14 protein-coding genes and 1 tRNA gene are annotated in these 15300 nt (G+C 59.7%); 10 read left to right on the forward strand and 5 right to left on the reverse strand.

All coding sequences use genetic code 11. The annotated features are described in order from the left end of the window. Positions 1-12: 12 nt before the first annotated feature. The 7 genes from aroB to DWX39_RS08295 all read left to right on the forward strand — a co-directional run bounded on the left by aroB (position 13) and on the right by DWX39_RS08295 (position 7095). On the forward strand, positions 13-1119 hold the full coding sequence (gene aroB, locus DWX39_RS08265) for a 3-dehydroquinate synthase (RefSeq protein ID WP_117759304.1): 1107 nt from the start codon (positions 13-15) through the stop codon (positions 1117-1119). Continuing rightward, positions 1113-2432 (forward strand): 3-phosphoshikimate 1-carboxyvinyltransferase, encoded by a 1320-nt coding sequence (gene aroA, locus DWX39_RS08270; protein ID WP_117759305.1) that lies wholly within the window; start codon positions 1113-1115, stop codon positions 2430-2432. The genes aroB and aroA overlap by 7 nt, the downstream gene beginning before the upstream one ends. Before the next feature lies 1 nt (position 2433). Further along, positions 2434-3525 carry a chorismate synthase gene (gene aroC, locus DWX39_RS08275; RefSeq protein WP_117759307.1) on the forward strand — a complete coding sequence of 364 codons (1092 nt, stop codon included), beginning with the start codon at positions 2434-2436 and terminating at the stop codon, positions 3523-3525. Between the two features lie 49 nt (positions 3526-3574). After that, the gene (gene pheA, locus DWX39_RS08280; protein ID WP_117759309.1) at positions 3575-4720 is read left to right on the forward strand and encodes a prephenate dehydratase; all 1146 of its coding nucleotides are present in this window, start codon (positions 3575-3577) and stop codon (positions 4718-4720) included. Continuing rightward, a complete protein-coding gene (locus tag DWX39_RS08285) occupies positions 4721-5959 on the forward strand; it encodes a shikimate kinase (RefSeq protein ID WP_117759311.1) in 1239 nt (412 codons plus the stop codon). A gap of 99 nt (positions 5960-6058) precedes the next feature. Next, complete coding sequence (aroQ, locus tag DWX39_RS08290; protein WP_117759313.1) at positions 6059-6496, forward strand: type II 3-dehydroquinate dehydratase; 438 nt, start codon at positions 6059-6061, stop codon at positions 6494-6496. Between the two features lie 131 nt (positions 6497-6627). After that, positions 6628-7095, forward strand: coding sequence for a DUF4869 domain-containing protein (locus tag DWX39_RS08295; RefSeq protein ID WP_117759315.1), 468 nt, complete (start codon positions 6628-6630; stop codon positions 7093-7095). A 99-nt stretch (positions 7096-7194) separates the two neighbouring features. Here DWX39_RS08295 and DWX39_RS08300 read toward each other — a convergent pair whose 3' ends face one another. From DWX39_RS08300 to DWX39_RS08315, 4 genes are all read right to left on the reverse strand, one after another. Continuing rightward, a complete protein-coding gene (locus DWX39_RS08300) occupies positions 7195-8181 on the reverse strand; it encodes an acyltransferase family protein (RefSeq protein WP_117759317.1) in 987 nt (328 codons plus the stop codon). Positions 8182-8256: 75 nt separating this feature from the next. Beyond that, positions 8257-8333: transfer RNA gene (locus DWX39_RS08305), tRNA-Arg, on the reverse strand. 54 nt (positions 8334-8387) lie between these two features. After that, positions 8388-9155: an ABC transporter ATP-binding protein gene (locus tag DWX39_RS08310; protein WP_006236046.1), complete on the reverse strand. Its 768-nt coding sequence runs from the start codon at positions 9153-9155 to the stop codon at positions 8388-8390. 11 nt (positions 9156-9166) lie between these two features. Next, positions 9167-10012: an ABC transporter permease gene (locus DWX39_RS08315; RefSeq protein WP_022094778.1), complete on the reverse strand. Its 846-nt coding sequence runs from the start codon at positions 10010-10012 to the stop codon at positions 9167-9169. 160 nt (positions 10013-10172) lie between these two features. Here DWX39_RS08315 and DWX39_RS08320 point away from each other — a divergent pair, with 160 nt between their 5' ends. From DWX39_RS08320 to DWX39_RS08330, 3 genes are read left to right on the forward strand one after another with little or no spacing between them, the layout of a single operon-like run. Beyond that, positions 10173-11144, forward strand: a complete 972-nt coding sequence (locus DWX39_RS08320) for a glycosyltransferase family 2 protein (RefSeq protein WP_117759319.1) — start codon at positions 10173-10175, stop codon at positions 11142-11144. A 6-nt stretch (positions 11145-11150) separates the two neighbouring features. Further along, entirely contained in the window at positions 11151-12119 is a 969-nt protein-coding gene (locus DWX39_RS08325; protein ID WP_117759321.1) for a glycosyltransferase family 2 protein, read from the forward strand. Then, complete coding sequence (locus tag DWX39_RS08330; RefSeq protein ID WP_117759323.1) at positions 12103-14511, forward strand: YfhO family protein; 2409 nt, start codon at positions 12103-12105, stop codon at positions 14509-14511. The genes DWX39_RS08325 and DWX39_RS08330 overlap by 17 nt, the downstream gene beginning before the upstream one ends. A gap of 37 nt (positions 14512-14548) precedes the next feature. Here the strand turns inward: DWX39_RS08330 and DWX39_RS08335 are convergent. After that, positions 14549-15300 (reverse strand): sugar nucleotide-binding protein (locus tag DWX39_RS08335; RefSeq protein ID WP_117759327.1); only part of this gene is annotated, 752 nt, incomplete at its 5' end.

A 15300-nucleotide genomic window follows, 5' to 3' on the forward strand; every position in this document is an offset into this window, starting at 1 on the left:
GGACCGAAGCTTATGGCGATTACCATCGATATCGACACTGCACGCCCCTACCAGGTGCATGTTGGCACGTTTTTGCTGGAGCAGGCGGGGCCGCTCGTGCGCGCCACCGCCGGCGGCACCAAGGCCGTCATCGTGACGGACACCAACGTGGGCCCGCTCTACCAGATGCCCGTTAAGCAGAGCCTGGAGGCGTCAGGCTACGAGGTGAGCATCTGCACCTTCGAGGCCGGCGAGGCCCATAAGCGCGCCGAGACCTACGTTGCCATTTTGGAGTTTGTGGCCGAGCACGAGCTTTCGCGCTCCGACGTGATCGTGGCACTCGGCGGCGGCGTCGTGGGCGACGTGGCGGGCTTTGTGGCCGCCACCTACATGCGCGGCTGCAAGTTTGTGCAGATCCCCACGAGCCTGCTCGCCATGGTGGATTCGTCGGTGGGCGGCAAGACCGCCATAGACCTGGCTGCCGGCAAGAACCTGGCCGGCGCCTTTTGGCAGCCGAGCATGGTTATTGCCGACGTGGGGTGCCTGGCCACCCTCACGCCCGAGCAGTTCGCCGACGGCTGCGGCGAGGTCGTCAAGCACGCCGTGATCGCCGACCCGGAGCTTTTCGCCGAGCTGGAGAAGACCCCGCTCACGCTGGAGCTGCTCAACCGCGATGTGGCCCGCGTAGCGCTCATCATCGCCCGCAATATCGACATCAAGCGCGCCGTGGTCGTCGCCGACGAGCGCGAAACCAACCAGCGCAAGCTCCTCAATTTTGGACACAGCGCCGGGCACGCCGTCGAGGCCTGCGAGCACTTTGAGCTCGGACACGGCAACTGCGTTTCAATCGGCATGGGCATCATCACGCGCGCCGCGGCCCTGCACGGCATTTGCGATGCTGCACTGCCCGATCGTATTGAGGAACTCTGCGCCCGCCATGGCCTCAAGACCCGCTGCGACCTAGATGCCGATACCGTCTTTGCCGAGGCGCTCCACGACAAGAAGCGCGCGGGTGACACCATCGATCTAGTGATTCCGCACGGCATTGGCCGCTGCAGCATCGACCGCACACCGCTTTCCACTTTCCACGAACTCATTGCCGAGGGCCTCGGCCAGAAGGGAGACGCATCCGCATGCTAGCCCGCATCACCCCGTCCCCGCTCAAGGGCACCGTTCCCGCCATCGCGTCCAAGTCGATGGCGCATCGCCTGATCATCTGCGCTGCGCTTGCCAACGGCGAGACACACGTCACCTGCAACACCACCTGCGCCGACATCGAGGCTACGGTGCGCTGCCTTACGGCCCTGGGTGCTCGCATCGAGACCGTCGAGGACGGCTTCCAGGTCCACCCCACCATGAAGAGTGTTGAATTTGGCCTGCTCAAGGCCCTTGCCGGCGGCACGCTTGACTGCGGTGAAAGCGGATCCACGCTCCGCTTTATGTTGCCCGTCGCCTGCGCGCTGGGCGCAGAAGCAACTTTTGTGGGTCAGGGGCGCTTGGGCGCCCGCCCGCTCTCCCCGCTCTCGGACGAGATCATCGCCGCCGGCTGCGACCTACAGGGTCTGGGCGGTTTTCCGCTCAAGACGAGCGGCCGCATGCGCCCGGGCACCTTTGTGCTTCCGGGCAACGTGAGCTCGCAGTACATCTCGGGCCTGCTGCTGGCAGCCCCGCTGCTGGCCCAGCCCTCCTGCGTGCAGGTAACCGGCCTCATCGAGAGCCGCCCCTACATCAACCTGACGATACAGGCCATGAAGGCCTTTGGCGTCGAGGTCGACGTCGAGCGCATTCCGGCCAAGGACGGCCAGCCCGAGGTCACGAACTTCCGCGTGAGCAGTGGCTCGTACCGCACGCCCGGCAGCGTGGCCGTCGAGGGCGACTGGTCCAACGCCGCCTTTTGGCTGTGCGCCGGCGCCATCGGTACCGACCCAATCACCGTCGAGGGCGTGTCGCTAAGCTCCGCACAGGGCGACCGTAACGTGCTTGCCGCGCTTTCGCGCTTTGGCGCCCGCATCGTGCGCTCCACCAACGCCGCCACCGTGCAGTCCGACAAGCTCGCCGGCTTTGAGATGAGTGCCCACGACATTCCGGACCTGGTGCCCGTCATCTCGGCCGTGGCCTCGCTGGCACAGGGCCGCACCTTTATCCGCGATTGTGCCCGTCTGCGCATCAAGGAATCCGACCGCTTGGTCACCACCACCCGCGAGCTCACCGCGCTGGGCGCGCAGGTACGAATTGCCGGCGATGACCTCATCATCAAGGGTGTCGATGCCTTCACCGGCGGCAAGGTCGATTCGCACAACGACCATCGCATCGCCATGATGGCCGCTATCGCCGCGAGCCGCGCCACCGGCGAGGTCGTGATCCACGGCGCCGAGGCCGTCAACAAGTCCTATCCCGATTTCTTCGACCACTACCGCCTGCTGGGCGGCAAGGTCACACTCGAGGAGGAATAGCATGTCCTCGACCTTTGGCAACGTCTTGCACGTAAGCATCTTCGGCCAGTCGCACTCCCCCGCCATCGGCTGCTCCCTCGATGGCATTCCGGCGGGCATCGCTGTTGACCAGGAGCAGCTGCAGGCCTTCCTTGACCGTCGTGCCCCCGGTCGCGACGAGACCGCGACCAAACGCCGCGAGGCCGACGCCGCCCACATCATCGCCGGTGTGGTCGATGGACATACCACCGGCGCGCCCATCGCCGCGATTATCGAGAACACCAACACGCGCTCCAAGGATTACTCCGAACTGCGCCGCAAGCCCCGCCCCGGACATGCGGACTTCCCTGCGCGCGTGAAGTATCACAACATGCACGATGTCGCCGGCGGCGGACACTTCTCCGGCCGCCTAACGGCACCCCTGTGCATCGCCGGCGGCATTGCGCTGCAGGCACTCGAGGCCCGCGGCATTAAAGTGATGGCACATGTGGCGCAGATCGGCGGCATCTCCGACCTGCCGATGGACGATATGGTCTATCGCGAGGCCGACCGCAAGGCGATCCTTACGAACGATCTGCCGTGCATTGACGCCGCCGCAGCCGGCCGCATGCGCGAGGAAATCCTAGCTGCGCGCGACGAACTCGACAGCATCGGTGGCATCGTGGAGTGCGGCATTTACGGGCTTCCCGCGGGCATCGGCGACCCCATGTTCGACGGCATCGAGAACCGCATCGCGCAAATCGCCTTTGGCATTCCCGCCGTAAAGGGCGTGGAGTTTGGCATGGGCTTTGCCGTGGCCGCCATGCGCGGCAGCGAGAACAACGATCCGTATCGCATCGATGCCGAGACAGGCGAGATCAAGGTCGAGTCCAATAACGCCGGCGGCATCCTGGGCGGTATTTCGACCGGCGCGCCCGTCATGTGGCGCATGGCCGTAAAGCCGACGCCCTCCATTGGCAGCGAGCAGCAGACGGTGGACATGGACGCTATGGAAAATGCCGAGCTCTCGGTCCATGGCCGCCACGATCCCTGCATCGTCCCCCGAGCCGTCCCCGTAGCCGAGGCAGCCGCCGCCCTCGCCATCTGGGACGCCCTCCTCGAAGACGCCGCCTAGCGCTAACTATCCACCCCTCAACATCCCCCGACACGTGAAAGGGGTCTCCATGGACCTTGCTGACATTCGCCAGGCCATCGATGGCATCGACACCACGCTCCTCAACAGCTTTGTCGAGCGCATGGACATTGCCACCGAGGTCGCCAAGTCAAAAATCGAGATGGGCAAGGCCGTCTTCGACCCCGCCCGCGAGCGCTCCAAGCTCAACAACCTCGCCAGCCGCGCACCCGAGCGCTACGAGGCCCAGACCATCACCCTGTTCCGTCTCCTCATGAGCATGAGCAAGGCCGAGCAGCAGCGCTACATCAACGAACTCAAGGGCATCACAGTGTCGCAAAAGGCCCACGCCACGGCCGTAGCCTTCGACACGCCCTTCCCCCAGACTGCCAGCGTCGCCTGCCAGGGCGTTGAGGGTGCCTACAGCCAGATCGCCGCATGCAAGCTCTTCGACGTGCCGGATATTGCGTTCTTCGAGACCTTCGAGGGCGTCATGCGCGCTATACGCGACGGGTTCTGCGAGTTTGGCGTGTTACCAATCGAGAACTCCACCGCCGGCTCGGTCAACGCTGTCTACGACCTGCTCGCCCAGTTCGAATTCCACATCGTGCGCTCGCTTCGCCTCAAGATCGACCACAACTTACTCGTCAAGCCCGGCACCAAGCTCGCCGACGTGCGCGAGGTCTACAGCCACGGTCAGGCCATCGCGCAGTGCGCCAGCTTTATCGAGGCCCACGGCCTGCACGCCACCAAGTACCCCAATACCGCCATGTCGGCGGAGATGGTCGCCAACTCCGACCGCACCGATGTTGCCGCCATCGCATCGCGCAGCTGCGCGGCACTCTACGACCTGGAGGCGCTGGAGTCCAACATTCAGGACTCGGACAACAACTACACGCGCTTTGTCGTCATCAGCCGCGAGCCGCGCGTCTACCCCGGCGCCAACCGCACCTCGCTCATGATTACCACGGTCAACGAGCCGGGCGCCCTCTATCGCGTGCTCGAGCGCTTCTACGCGCTCAATATCAACCTCATCAAGCTCGAGAGCCGCCCCATCCCCAGCCGCGACTTTGAGTTTATGTTCTACTTTGATCTGGACTGCCCCTTTGGCAGCAAGGCCCTCGACGACCTGCTCGATTCTATCGACGACGTGTGCGAGAGCTTCACCTACTTTGGCAGCTACACGGAGGTGCTCTAGATGACCGATACCGCCGCAACCCGCCCCTACGGAGTGCTGGGCCGCGTGCTGGGCCACAGCTACACCCCAACCATCTACAAAGAGCTCGCTGGGCTCGATTACGTGCGATTTGAGCGCGAGCCCGAGGATCTTGAGGCTTTTATGACGTGTAACGAATGGGAAGGCACCAACGTGACCATCCCCTACAAACGCGCCGTCATGGAATACCTGGACGAGCTGAGCCCGCTCGCCGAGCGCATGGGCAACGTCAACACCATCACGCGCCTGCCCGACGGCCGCCTACGCGGCGACAACACCGACTACTTCGGTTTTCAGTGCCTTGTCGAGGAGCTGGGCGTAGAGGTTGCCGGCAAGAAGGTCCTCGTGCTCGGTGCCACCGGTGGCGCCGGCACCACGGCGAGCATGGTACTCGGTGACCTGGGCGCCGTCGTCGTACCCGTGGGTCGTACGAGCGAGGTCAATTACGACAACATCGCGCAGCAATCTTATGCGGCACTGCTCGTCAACTGCACACCTGCCGGCATGTTCCCCCACTGCCCCGACGCGCCTTGCACGCTCGAAGGGCTAGATGCGCTCGAAGGCGTTATCGACATTGTCTACAACCCCGCTCGCACGGGCCTGATGCTCGAGGCCGAGCGCCGCGGCATCCCCTGCATCGGCGGCCTACTGATGCTCGTGGCCCAAGCGGCACAGGCCGTTGAGCGCTATACCGGCCAGGTCACCCCGCGCAAGCGCATCTTGGACATAACGGAGCGTCTGTCCCGCCGCGAGCAAAACATTGCCCTGATCGGCATGCCGGGTTCGGGCAAGACCCGCGTGGGCGAGCAGATCGCCCTGCTCACGGGTCGCGAGCACATCGACTTGGATCACGCGCTCGAGGAGCGTCTGGGCATGACCTGTGCCGACTTTATCGTCGAGCGCGGCGAGGTGGCCTTCCGCAAGCAGGAGACGGCGGCGCTGGCCGACATCTCCAAGCGCAGCGGCCTGGTGCTCTCCACCGGCGGCGGCGTGGTCACGCGCGACGAGAACTACCCGCTGCTGCACCAGAACAGCCAGATTGTGATGCTCAATCGCAAGCTCGACGAGCTCGCCCACAAGGGCCGCCCCATCACGGCGCGCGATGGCATCGACAAGCTCGCCGAGCAGCGCATGCCGCGCTACCGCTCCTGGGCCGACTACATCATCGACTCACGCGACTGCGCCGCCAAAACCGCGGCCGCCATCGTCGAGACCCTCTAACCTGCCAAAAAGGGACAGGTTTATTTTGGCAGGTTTTATCTGGGCAATCGCCGAAGATCGCAAGACCAGCCACGCCAACCAACTGCAAAGGAAGCAACCATGAAGGCACTCGTCATCAACGGCCCCAACCTCAACATGCTCGGCATTCGCGAGCCGGGCATCTACGGAAGCGATAACTACGACCGTTTGGTCCAGATCTGCCAGGAGGCAGGCGCCACGCAGGGCTTTAACGAGGTCGAGGTCTTCCAATCCAACCACGAGGGCAGCATCGTCGACAAGATCCAGGAGGCCTACGGCAAGGTCGACGGCATCGTCATCAACCCGGCGGCCTACACGCACACGAGCGTCGCGATCCTCGATGCCCTCAAGGCCGTCGCCATCCCTGCCGTCGAGGTCCACATCAGCGCCGTCGAGACCCGCGAGGACTTCCGCCAGGTGAGCTATGCACGCCTAGCCTGCTTCGCCACCATCACCGGCGAAGGCCTGAAAGGCTATGCGCATGCACTGGAGCTGCTGAAGGAGCATCTCGAAAAGTAGCCTCGCGGATCAATTCATTAACACCGATTCACGCGAACAAAACTCCAGCGCCGGAAGCAGCGACCTCGCTGCTTCCGGCATTTTGTTACTGGCATATAATCGTTGCAGTCACACTACGTCTGGAGACCCACATGCTGAGCATTCACCTGGGGGATTACCCCGGTTCCATCTACGATACCAAGACCTACTTTAGGAACTCGTACCTGGATTCATGGTTCGAAGATCCCATGGCTGCACAGATGATTAATGGTGTTGACGGTTCAGAGCTCATCGGCCCCCACAACATCATCAGCAAGCAGCTTGGCTCGATTACGCCACTCGAGCTTTCTGGCGGTGTCAAGACGTTGCTGCTGGTACGCAATCTCCCCGACATGGTATTTAATGCTTCCACCTGCGGAGACAACTGCGCCCGTTGGCTGCTCAAGATTGGCAAAGAGCAAGACGTGCTGGTAACCCTTTATCACATCATGAAATTCCCCTGGAAGCGTTTCGAAATCCGTATTGAAAATGACGGCCGCATCGTCAAGAACATGCAGGAGTTCGTCGGTGCCACCAATGACTTTTTGGATGTTGATGATACGGCCAGAGTGCTGCACTAGGTTCTATGGCCGCAATCGCTGAATGCGTTAGAAAAGTCTTACCAGAATACTTAAAACCCAAATGAAACAGCGGGGGCCAACTTAGTCACACTGCTTTTGTTACGCCTTCTTAATCACGAATGCCAATCCAATATCGCAGGCACAGCGTACGATTGACGCGAAGAGCCACGATGCCGGCAGCGTCATAAGCAGCGGCATCGTCTGCCAAGGAATAAACCAATCGACCGCGTGGATTGCAAAGATGGCAAGACTGGCCTGTCCGCAGAACACGAGGGCTTGTTCAAAGGACCCCAAAACCGGCACGTCTTTCAACTTCTCCAGCGCCATGGAAACCCAGCACACGCAGTAGCTGCCGGCAAGAGCGGCAACTGTCGCAACCACAAACCCATCCACGCGGCGGCTCGAAAGCTCAAGCCCACTCAGCGCGGCAAGGACAAGCCAAGCGACACCGGCTCCAATAAACAGCAGGGGCTTGCTCACGCTCGGCTCCAGCCCCTTTTGGCGCGCCGTATAGCCAACCCACATCAGCAGCAAGATATAGCAGCTCAGATCCATATCGAGCGGCAGGTAAACACCCATTAATCGAGACACGCTCAATCCGCAAAAGGCAATCGCGGCACAGACAACGCCCTGCCAAACAACCCCGATCCCGCGGCGATCAAACAGCCGCACGAGCGCATTAAACAACAGGCGCGACGTAAACAGCGCCGCCAAAAACCATGCCATGCCAACGGCGGCAACGCCAAGCCGAGGCACATCAACGCCTGAGGCAAACACAAGCGTCTTAAGCCCCGCAACCAGCGTACCGCTCGTCAAAGAAACACCGCTCATCAAGAACGTCGGCACCTGCCACGCCAGTGCAAGAACCACATACGGCACCAGCAGGCGCGACACCGAACCACTCAGCAGCTCGCGCCACGGCTTCGGCCTAAACGTATACCCGGCAAGAATAAAGAACACCGGCATGTGAAACGAGAAGATCGCGTGCCGCAAGGGAGAAGGATTTGGGACGGTGTGCCCCACAATGACCAGAATCATTGCAATCCCCTTTGCAATATCTATCCAGTCGAGCCTTTTACTTCCCATGGCGAACCCTTCAAAACCGCAGCACGCAAGATGAAAAAAGCCCAGACCACCAAGCGGTCCGGGCTTAATAAATGATGGTGCTCCATGGCGGATTCGAACCGTCGACCTTGGGATTAGAAGTCCCCTGCTCTATCCAACTGAGCTAATGGAGCAAATAACCGCACGCCCAAGCAAGCGCAAACCTGTCAGGCGCAAGTAATTATAACCTAGTTGAACTGCTCGCGGTACGCCTTGCAGACCTCATCGACCGGGCCGTCCATGCGAAGGTCACCCTTCTCAATCCAAACGGCACGCTGGCAGATGCGTTCAACCTGCTCCATGGAGTGCGAAACGAACAGAACCGTCACGTCGCCGCTCTGGATAAAGTGCTGGATGCGGGCCTCGCACTTCTGCTGGAAGAACACATCACCGACGGACAGCGTCTCGTCAACGATCAGAATATCGGGCTCGGTAATCGTCGCGATTGCAAAGGCAATACGCGCAACCATGCCCGAGGAGAAGTTCTTAAGCGGCATGTCGACAAAGTTCTGAAGCTCAGCGAACTCGATAATGCCGTCAAAGTTGGCGTCGATGAACTCCTTGGTATAGCCGAGCAGGGCGCCGTTCAGATAGATGTTCTCGCGGGCGGTCAGCTCGGGATCAAAGCCGGCACCAAGCTCAATCAGCGGCGCGATGTTACCGTGCACCTTAACGCTGCCCTCGCTTGGCTCAAGCACGCCAGCGATAATCTTGAGCATCGTAGACTTGCCGGAGCCATTGGTGCCAACCAGACCCACGACCTCGCCACGATGAATATCAAACGAAATATGCTTAAGCGCCCTAAACTCCTCAAAGAACAACTCGTGCTTGGCGAGCTTGATGAAGTACTCCTTGAGGTTGGTCAGCGACTCAGACGCCATGTTAAAGATCATGGTGACGTCGTCGACCTCGACAGCCAGAGGCTGCTCGCTGTAATCAACAACAGATTCAGTCATCACAGCACTCCTTAGATGTAGAGGATAAATTTGCGCTCGGACTTATGGAACACGGTGTAGCCAATAATAAGCGCAAGAACCGCCCAGGCAACGCACATACCAAACGTCATGAGCGAGGGCGTAGTCTGAAACAGAAAGATATCGCGCATAAACTGCAGGTAGTTGAACATGGGGTTCGCATACATCAAGATACGCACGAGATGCGGCATTTGCGCAATATAGTCAGTCGTCCAGAAGATGGGCGTAATGTAAGTCCACGCCGTAATGACGACGCTCCATAGATGCATAACGTCGCGGAAAAAGACCGTAAGAGCAGAGAGCATCATGCCCAGGCCCATGCAGAAGCACATAAGCAGCAGCAGGCAAACCGGCAGCAGAATGAGGTGCCAAGAAGGCATAACGCGGAACCACAGCATGACGATGGCGACGGCGACCAGCGAGAAGGCAAAGTTGACCAGCGAGAAGAGCACCTTTTGCACCGGGAAGACCCAGCGGTGCACCTTAACCTTCTTGAGCAGAGGGGCAGCGCCCACGATAGACGTCAGGGCCTGGTTCGTAGACTCGGACATGACGGCAAAGGTAATGTTACCCACGATCAAGTACAGCGGGTACATCTCGGGCGTCATTGAGCCATTGCGGCCTTGGCCAAAAATCGTCGAGAACACGATGGCCATGACGATCATCATCAGCAACGGATTGAGCACCGACCATGCGACACCCAGAACGCTACGGCGATACTTGATCTTAAAATCCTTGGTAACCAGCTGACGAAGGATAAACGCATCCTTCTCAAATTCGTTCTTAGCAAACGTCGCAGGCAGACTGCGAGTTTCTTGTTGCTTTGTCTGATCCGACACGGATGCAACTCCTTTACTCGTAATCGTTGACAAACGAACAGTATAGACCCGACGGCCATGCAAACGATTCGCGCAACAAAACTGGAGAACTAACCCACATCTTAGGATGCCAAGCCCAAACGGCTATACTTTCAAGGATTGAAAGTATAAGGAGCATTGAGTGAATTCTGAATCCATCGCCGTCATCATCCCTTGCTACAACGAAGCCCTCACGATCGGCAAAGTCATCGACGACTTTCACCGCGAGCTTCCGCAAGCGACGGTCTATGTCTATGACAACAACTCGTCGGACGATACTTCACGCATCGCCACCGAGCACGGCGCCACGGTCCGCTTTGAGCCCCGTCAGGGAAAGGGCAACGTGTGCCGCCAGATGTTTCGCGATATCGACGCCGATTGCTACCTGATGGTCGACGGCGACGACACCTATCCCGCCGAGGCTGCCAAAGCCCTCTGCGAGCCCATCCTTAACGGCACGGCCGACATGACCGTAGGCGACCGCCTTTCCAACGGCACCTACGCCGAGGAGAACAAGCGTGCCTTCCACGGCTTTGGCAACAATCTGGTCCGCGCCATGATCAAGTGGATCTATGGCTACAGCTTCGATGACGTCATGACCGGCTACCGCGCCATGAGCCGCCCGTTCGTCAAAACCTTCCCCGTGCTTTCCGAGGGCTTCCAGATCGAAACCGAGCTCTCGATCCACGCCGTCGACCACCGCTGGCGCATCAAAGATGTGCCCATCGAGTACCGCGACCGTCCGGAAGGCTCCGAGTCCAAGCTCAATACCGTGAGCGACGGCATTAAAGTCGTCGCGATGATCGGCACGCTGTTCAAGGACTACCGCCCGCTGAAGTTCTTCAGCCTCGTCGCGCTTCTGTTTGCGGTGATCGGCCTCGCCCTGGGCATGCCCATCGTTGTCGAGTATTTCCAGACCGGCCTCGTTCCGCGCTTCCCCACCGCCATGCTCGCCGCGTCGTTTATGTTCCTGTGCGGCCTGAGCCTTGCAACCGGATTCATCCTGGATTCTGTAGCAAAGGTCGAAAAAAAGCAGTGGGAGGTCAACGTATATAGCAAGTACGCCTACGACGACCAGCCCGGCCACCCTACTTCCAAGCCAAGCGAGAGGTAAACCACCATGCCGCTCATCTCCATCGTCGTACCGAGTTACAACGAGCAGGAATCACTTCCGATCTTTCTCAAAGAGCTCGATGGCGTCGTTCGCATCATGACCCGGCAAGACCCCGGCATCTCCTTTGAAGCCGTCCTCATCGACGATGGCTCGGCAGACAAAACGCTCGCCGTCATGAAGGCGGAAGCCGCGGCGGCGCATCCATACGCCATCCGCTGGCACTCTTTCTCGCGCAACTTTGGCAAGGAGGCGGCACTACTCGCCGGACTCCAGCACGCAAAAGGCGACTATGTCGCCACCATGGATGCCGACATGCAGGACCCGCCCTCGCTCCTGCCGCAGATGTACGAGATCTTGCAGACCGAAGACTACGACAACGTCGCAACGCGCAGGACCACCCGCAAAGGCGAACCTCCCATCAGGTCGTTCTGTGCCCGTATGTTCTACAAGATCATCAACCGCATTTCCAAGGCCGACATCGTCGACGGAGCACGCGATTTTAGGCTCATGAAGCGGCCTATGGTCAACGCCATCATCTCCATGGGCGAATACAACCGATTCTCCAAGGGCATTTACGGCTGGGTCGGCTTCAAGACCAAATGGCTCCCCTACGTAAACGTCAACCGCGTGGCCGGCGAGACCAAATGGAGCTTTTGGTCGCTGCTCCTTTATTCCATCGACGGTATCGTCGCGTTTTCCACGGCACCGCTCTCCCTCGCCGCCCTCACGGGTATCGTCTTCTGCCTCATCGCTATTCTGGGATTCGTCGTCATCCTAGTAAAGACGCTTGTCTGGGGCGACCCCGTCGGCGGATGGCCGTCGCTCGCCTGCCTCATAACGCTGTTTGGCGGCATGCAGCTTCTGTGCCTGGGAATCATAGGTGAATACTTGGCAAAAGCCTACTTGGAAACCAAGCGACGTCCCATCTATATCATTCGAGAATCCAACGAGGAATCTGATGACACGGCCCAATAACAGCACGCTCAAGAATGTGGCGTTCTACGCCGCCTGCTTCGCATTTTCCGTCGCACTCTTTGTCGCACTTGCAGTGGCAGGGCATGTCTACCCCTTTGGCGACAACTCGTTTCTCACCAACGATCTCAAATACCAATACATCGACTTCTTTGCTTGGTTCCGGCGCGTCCTTTTAGGCGAGGCAAGCCTTCGCTATTCCTTCTCGCAAGGACTCGGCATGAACACATGGGGGCTCTATAGCTACTACCTCGCCAGCCCCTTCAACCTGCTCTGCGCGCTTTTTCCCGCAGACAAGCTAACGCTCTTCGTGTTTGTTATCTCCGCGCTCAAACTGGGCTGCATCCACATCAGCAGCGCTTGGTATGTGCAAAAGCGCTTTGACCTACCCAAGCCCGCAGCATTCCTGCTTTCCCTCTCGTTCACGTTTTGCAGCTGGACCATCAGCAACCTACGCAACCCGCTCTGGATCGATTGCCTCATCCTGCTGCCCATCTGCGCCTACGGATGCTACGAGCTCATCCGCAAGCAGCGCATGATCCGCCTCGTCATCGCAACGGCGCTCAATGTCATGTTCTGCTGGTATACGGCCTACATCAGCATCCTGTTCCTCTGCATCTTCGTATTGGTCGAATTTGTCGATTATGTTGCAGAAGAAGGTTTTAGCTGGAAGCTCATGCTCGATCGGGCCCTGCGGTTCGCCGGGGCTATCGCGCTCGGACTGCTTCTGTCCGCCTGGACCTTTTTGCCGACCATCCTTGCCATGTCCAAGGGCGGTCCCGTTCTAGCACTCGGCCCCCTACTTAAAACCAGCCTCAAGTCGCTCATCAGGGGCTTTCTTCCCTGCATGTGGGTAAGCAACGAAAGCACACCGCAGTTCTATTGCGGCATCGTCATGATGCTGCTTGCGGTGAGCCTGCTGGTTAACCGCACGGTTTCGATCAAGACGCGCATCGCAACACTCGTCGTCACGATAATCCTGGTCGCAAGCTCCGTTTTGAGCCCGCTCGAGTACATCTGGTGCGGCATGCGCGTTCCCAACGGCTTCTACTCGCGCACGGCTTTTTTGCTGAGCTTCTTTGCGCTGTGGGCCGCAGGACACGCGCTGCATGCGCTCAAAAACCAGCCTAAATTGCGTCAAGCCTATCGCCCCGTCGTCATCATGCCCCTCCTGGCACTAACCGCCATTGAGTTGTTTGCCAACGCCCATGTTATGTGGAACCAGCTGTACACAGGCTATTCCGAAAAAGCCAACAGCGCCTATGTCGCCACCGCAACCGACACTATCACGACCATTCAAGACCAGACTTCGGCGTCGTTCTATCGCATTGACCGCACAACCACACGCGTCGACAGCGCCGCCCTCAACGAAGGCTTGGCGCTTGGGTACAACCAGTTGTCTTCGTATTCGTCTGCCAACAATCCGCAGGCCATCGCACTGCTCAACTCCCTTGGATACAGCAGCGTCGGCGAATTCTCGACCCGTTATGCCGAGCCCATTCTTGCCGTTGATGCCCTGTTGGGAGTCAAGTACGCCATCGCCGAGCACGCGCCTTCGGGATACGCGGCAATGACTGAAATAGCCGATACAGCAAGTGCGGTGTACGAGAACCCCTATGCGCTCAGCGTTGGTGTCATGACATCCAATGACATTCAAAACTGCACGTTGAAGGGCGAGAACCCCTTCGAAAAGCAAAACGACCTCTACAGCAAAATCCTGGGCCGCGAGGTAATGCTCTATACCAAAATCGAGGCCAAAAACACGGAGGATGACGAGAACTTAAGGCAGTGGAACGCCACCGTGCCGTCGGGTTCCATCGGGTATCTCTACATCAACAAAGATGCGACCGCCGGCAGTTATTGGCCCGTCACCCTTACCATCGACCAGCGAACGATCGGAAACGAGGCCTGGAGATTCGACAATAATATCCGCCAGATTGCGGATGCATCGGACTCCCCGAGCCAGCATACGGTGTCAATCGGAGTCGCAGAGGGCTATACAGACATGCCCCAAGACAATGAGCCGGTCTTTTACGCCCTCAATCTGGACGTTTTCGAGCAGATTATTAACGAGCTTAAGATGAGCGAATTTGTTCCGACGGTTTTTGAGGACGGAAGGATCGAAGGCGAGTATACCGCCAAGGATGACGGCAACCTACTGCTGAGCGTTCCGTACGATGAGGGCTGGAACGTAACGGCAAACGGAACCGCCACAGAACTAACGCCCGCCGCCGATAAGGGCTTGTCATCCCTGAACATGCAGAAAGGCGCGAATAGGATCGTGATGACCTACAAGACTCCGGGCGCCCTTGCGGGGCTTGCAGTGAGTCTGGCGACCGCCGCCGCCCTTGTTGCAGCGGGGCTATTCACCAGGCAAAAGAAAAGCCGCCGTTAAAGAACGGCGGCTTTTACTCTCGAAAAGTTAATAGCGGCTAGAGCGTCTTGAGGTACTCCCCCAGCTCTTCCTCCCAGTCGGGCATGTGGAACCCGACCGACTCGAGTTTGGACAGGTCGAGCGCGGAGTGGACCGGGCGCGGGGCGACGGGGCCGGCGGCATTCGCGTAGTAGTCGGCGGTCGACACCGGCACGACCTTGTCGCCATTGCCGTTGGCGGCCTCGAAGACGGCGCGGGCGATGTCCGCCCAGGACCTCACGGCACCGGAGCCGGTGCAGTCGTAGGTACCGTAGGGGGCGTGCGAGCCCAGCACGTGGAAGATGGCCTCGGCCATGTCGCGCGTGAAGGTCAGGCGTCCCAGCTGGTCGTCCACGACGGTGACCTTGTCCAGCTTGTCCTCGGGGTCGGCGACGCGGTCGGAGAGGCCCTTCATGGTCTTGACGAAGTTGTGGCCTTCGCCGATGACCCAGGAGCTGCGCATGACGTAGTGGCGCGGGCACCCGGCCACGGCGATGTCGCCGGCGGCCTTCGTCTGGCCGTAGACGGACAGCGGGCTGAATGGCTCCTCCTCGTCATGCACCTCCTCGGTGCCGTCGAAGACGTAGTCGGAGGACACGTGCACGAGCGTGATCCCGTGCCCGGCGCAGGTGCGTGCGAGAAGCGCGGGCCCCGTCGCGTTGGCCTTCCAGGCGGTCACGCGGCCCTCGGGGGTCTCCGCTTTATCCACGGCCGTGTAGGCGCCGCAGTTGATCACGGTGCCGTAGAGCGACCAGTCGTACTGCGAATAGG

The sequence above is a fragment of the Collinsella sp. AF19-1LB genome (assembly GCF_003459655.1).
In the GTDB taxonomy this organism is placed as follows: Bacteria; Actinomycetota; Coriobacteriia; order Coriobacteriales; family Coriobacteriaceae; genus Collinsella.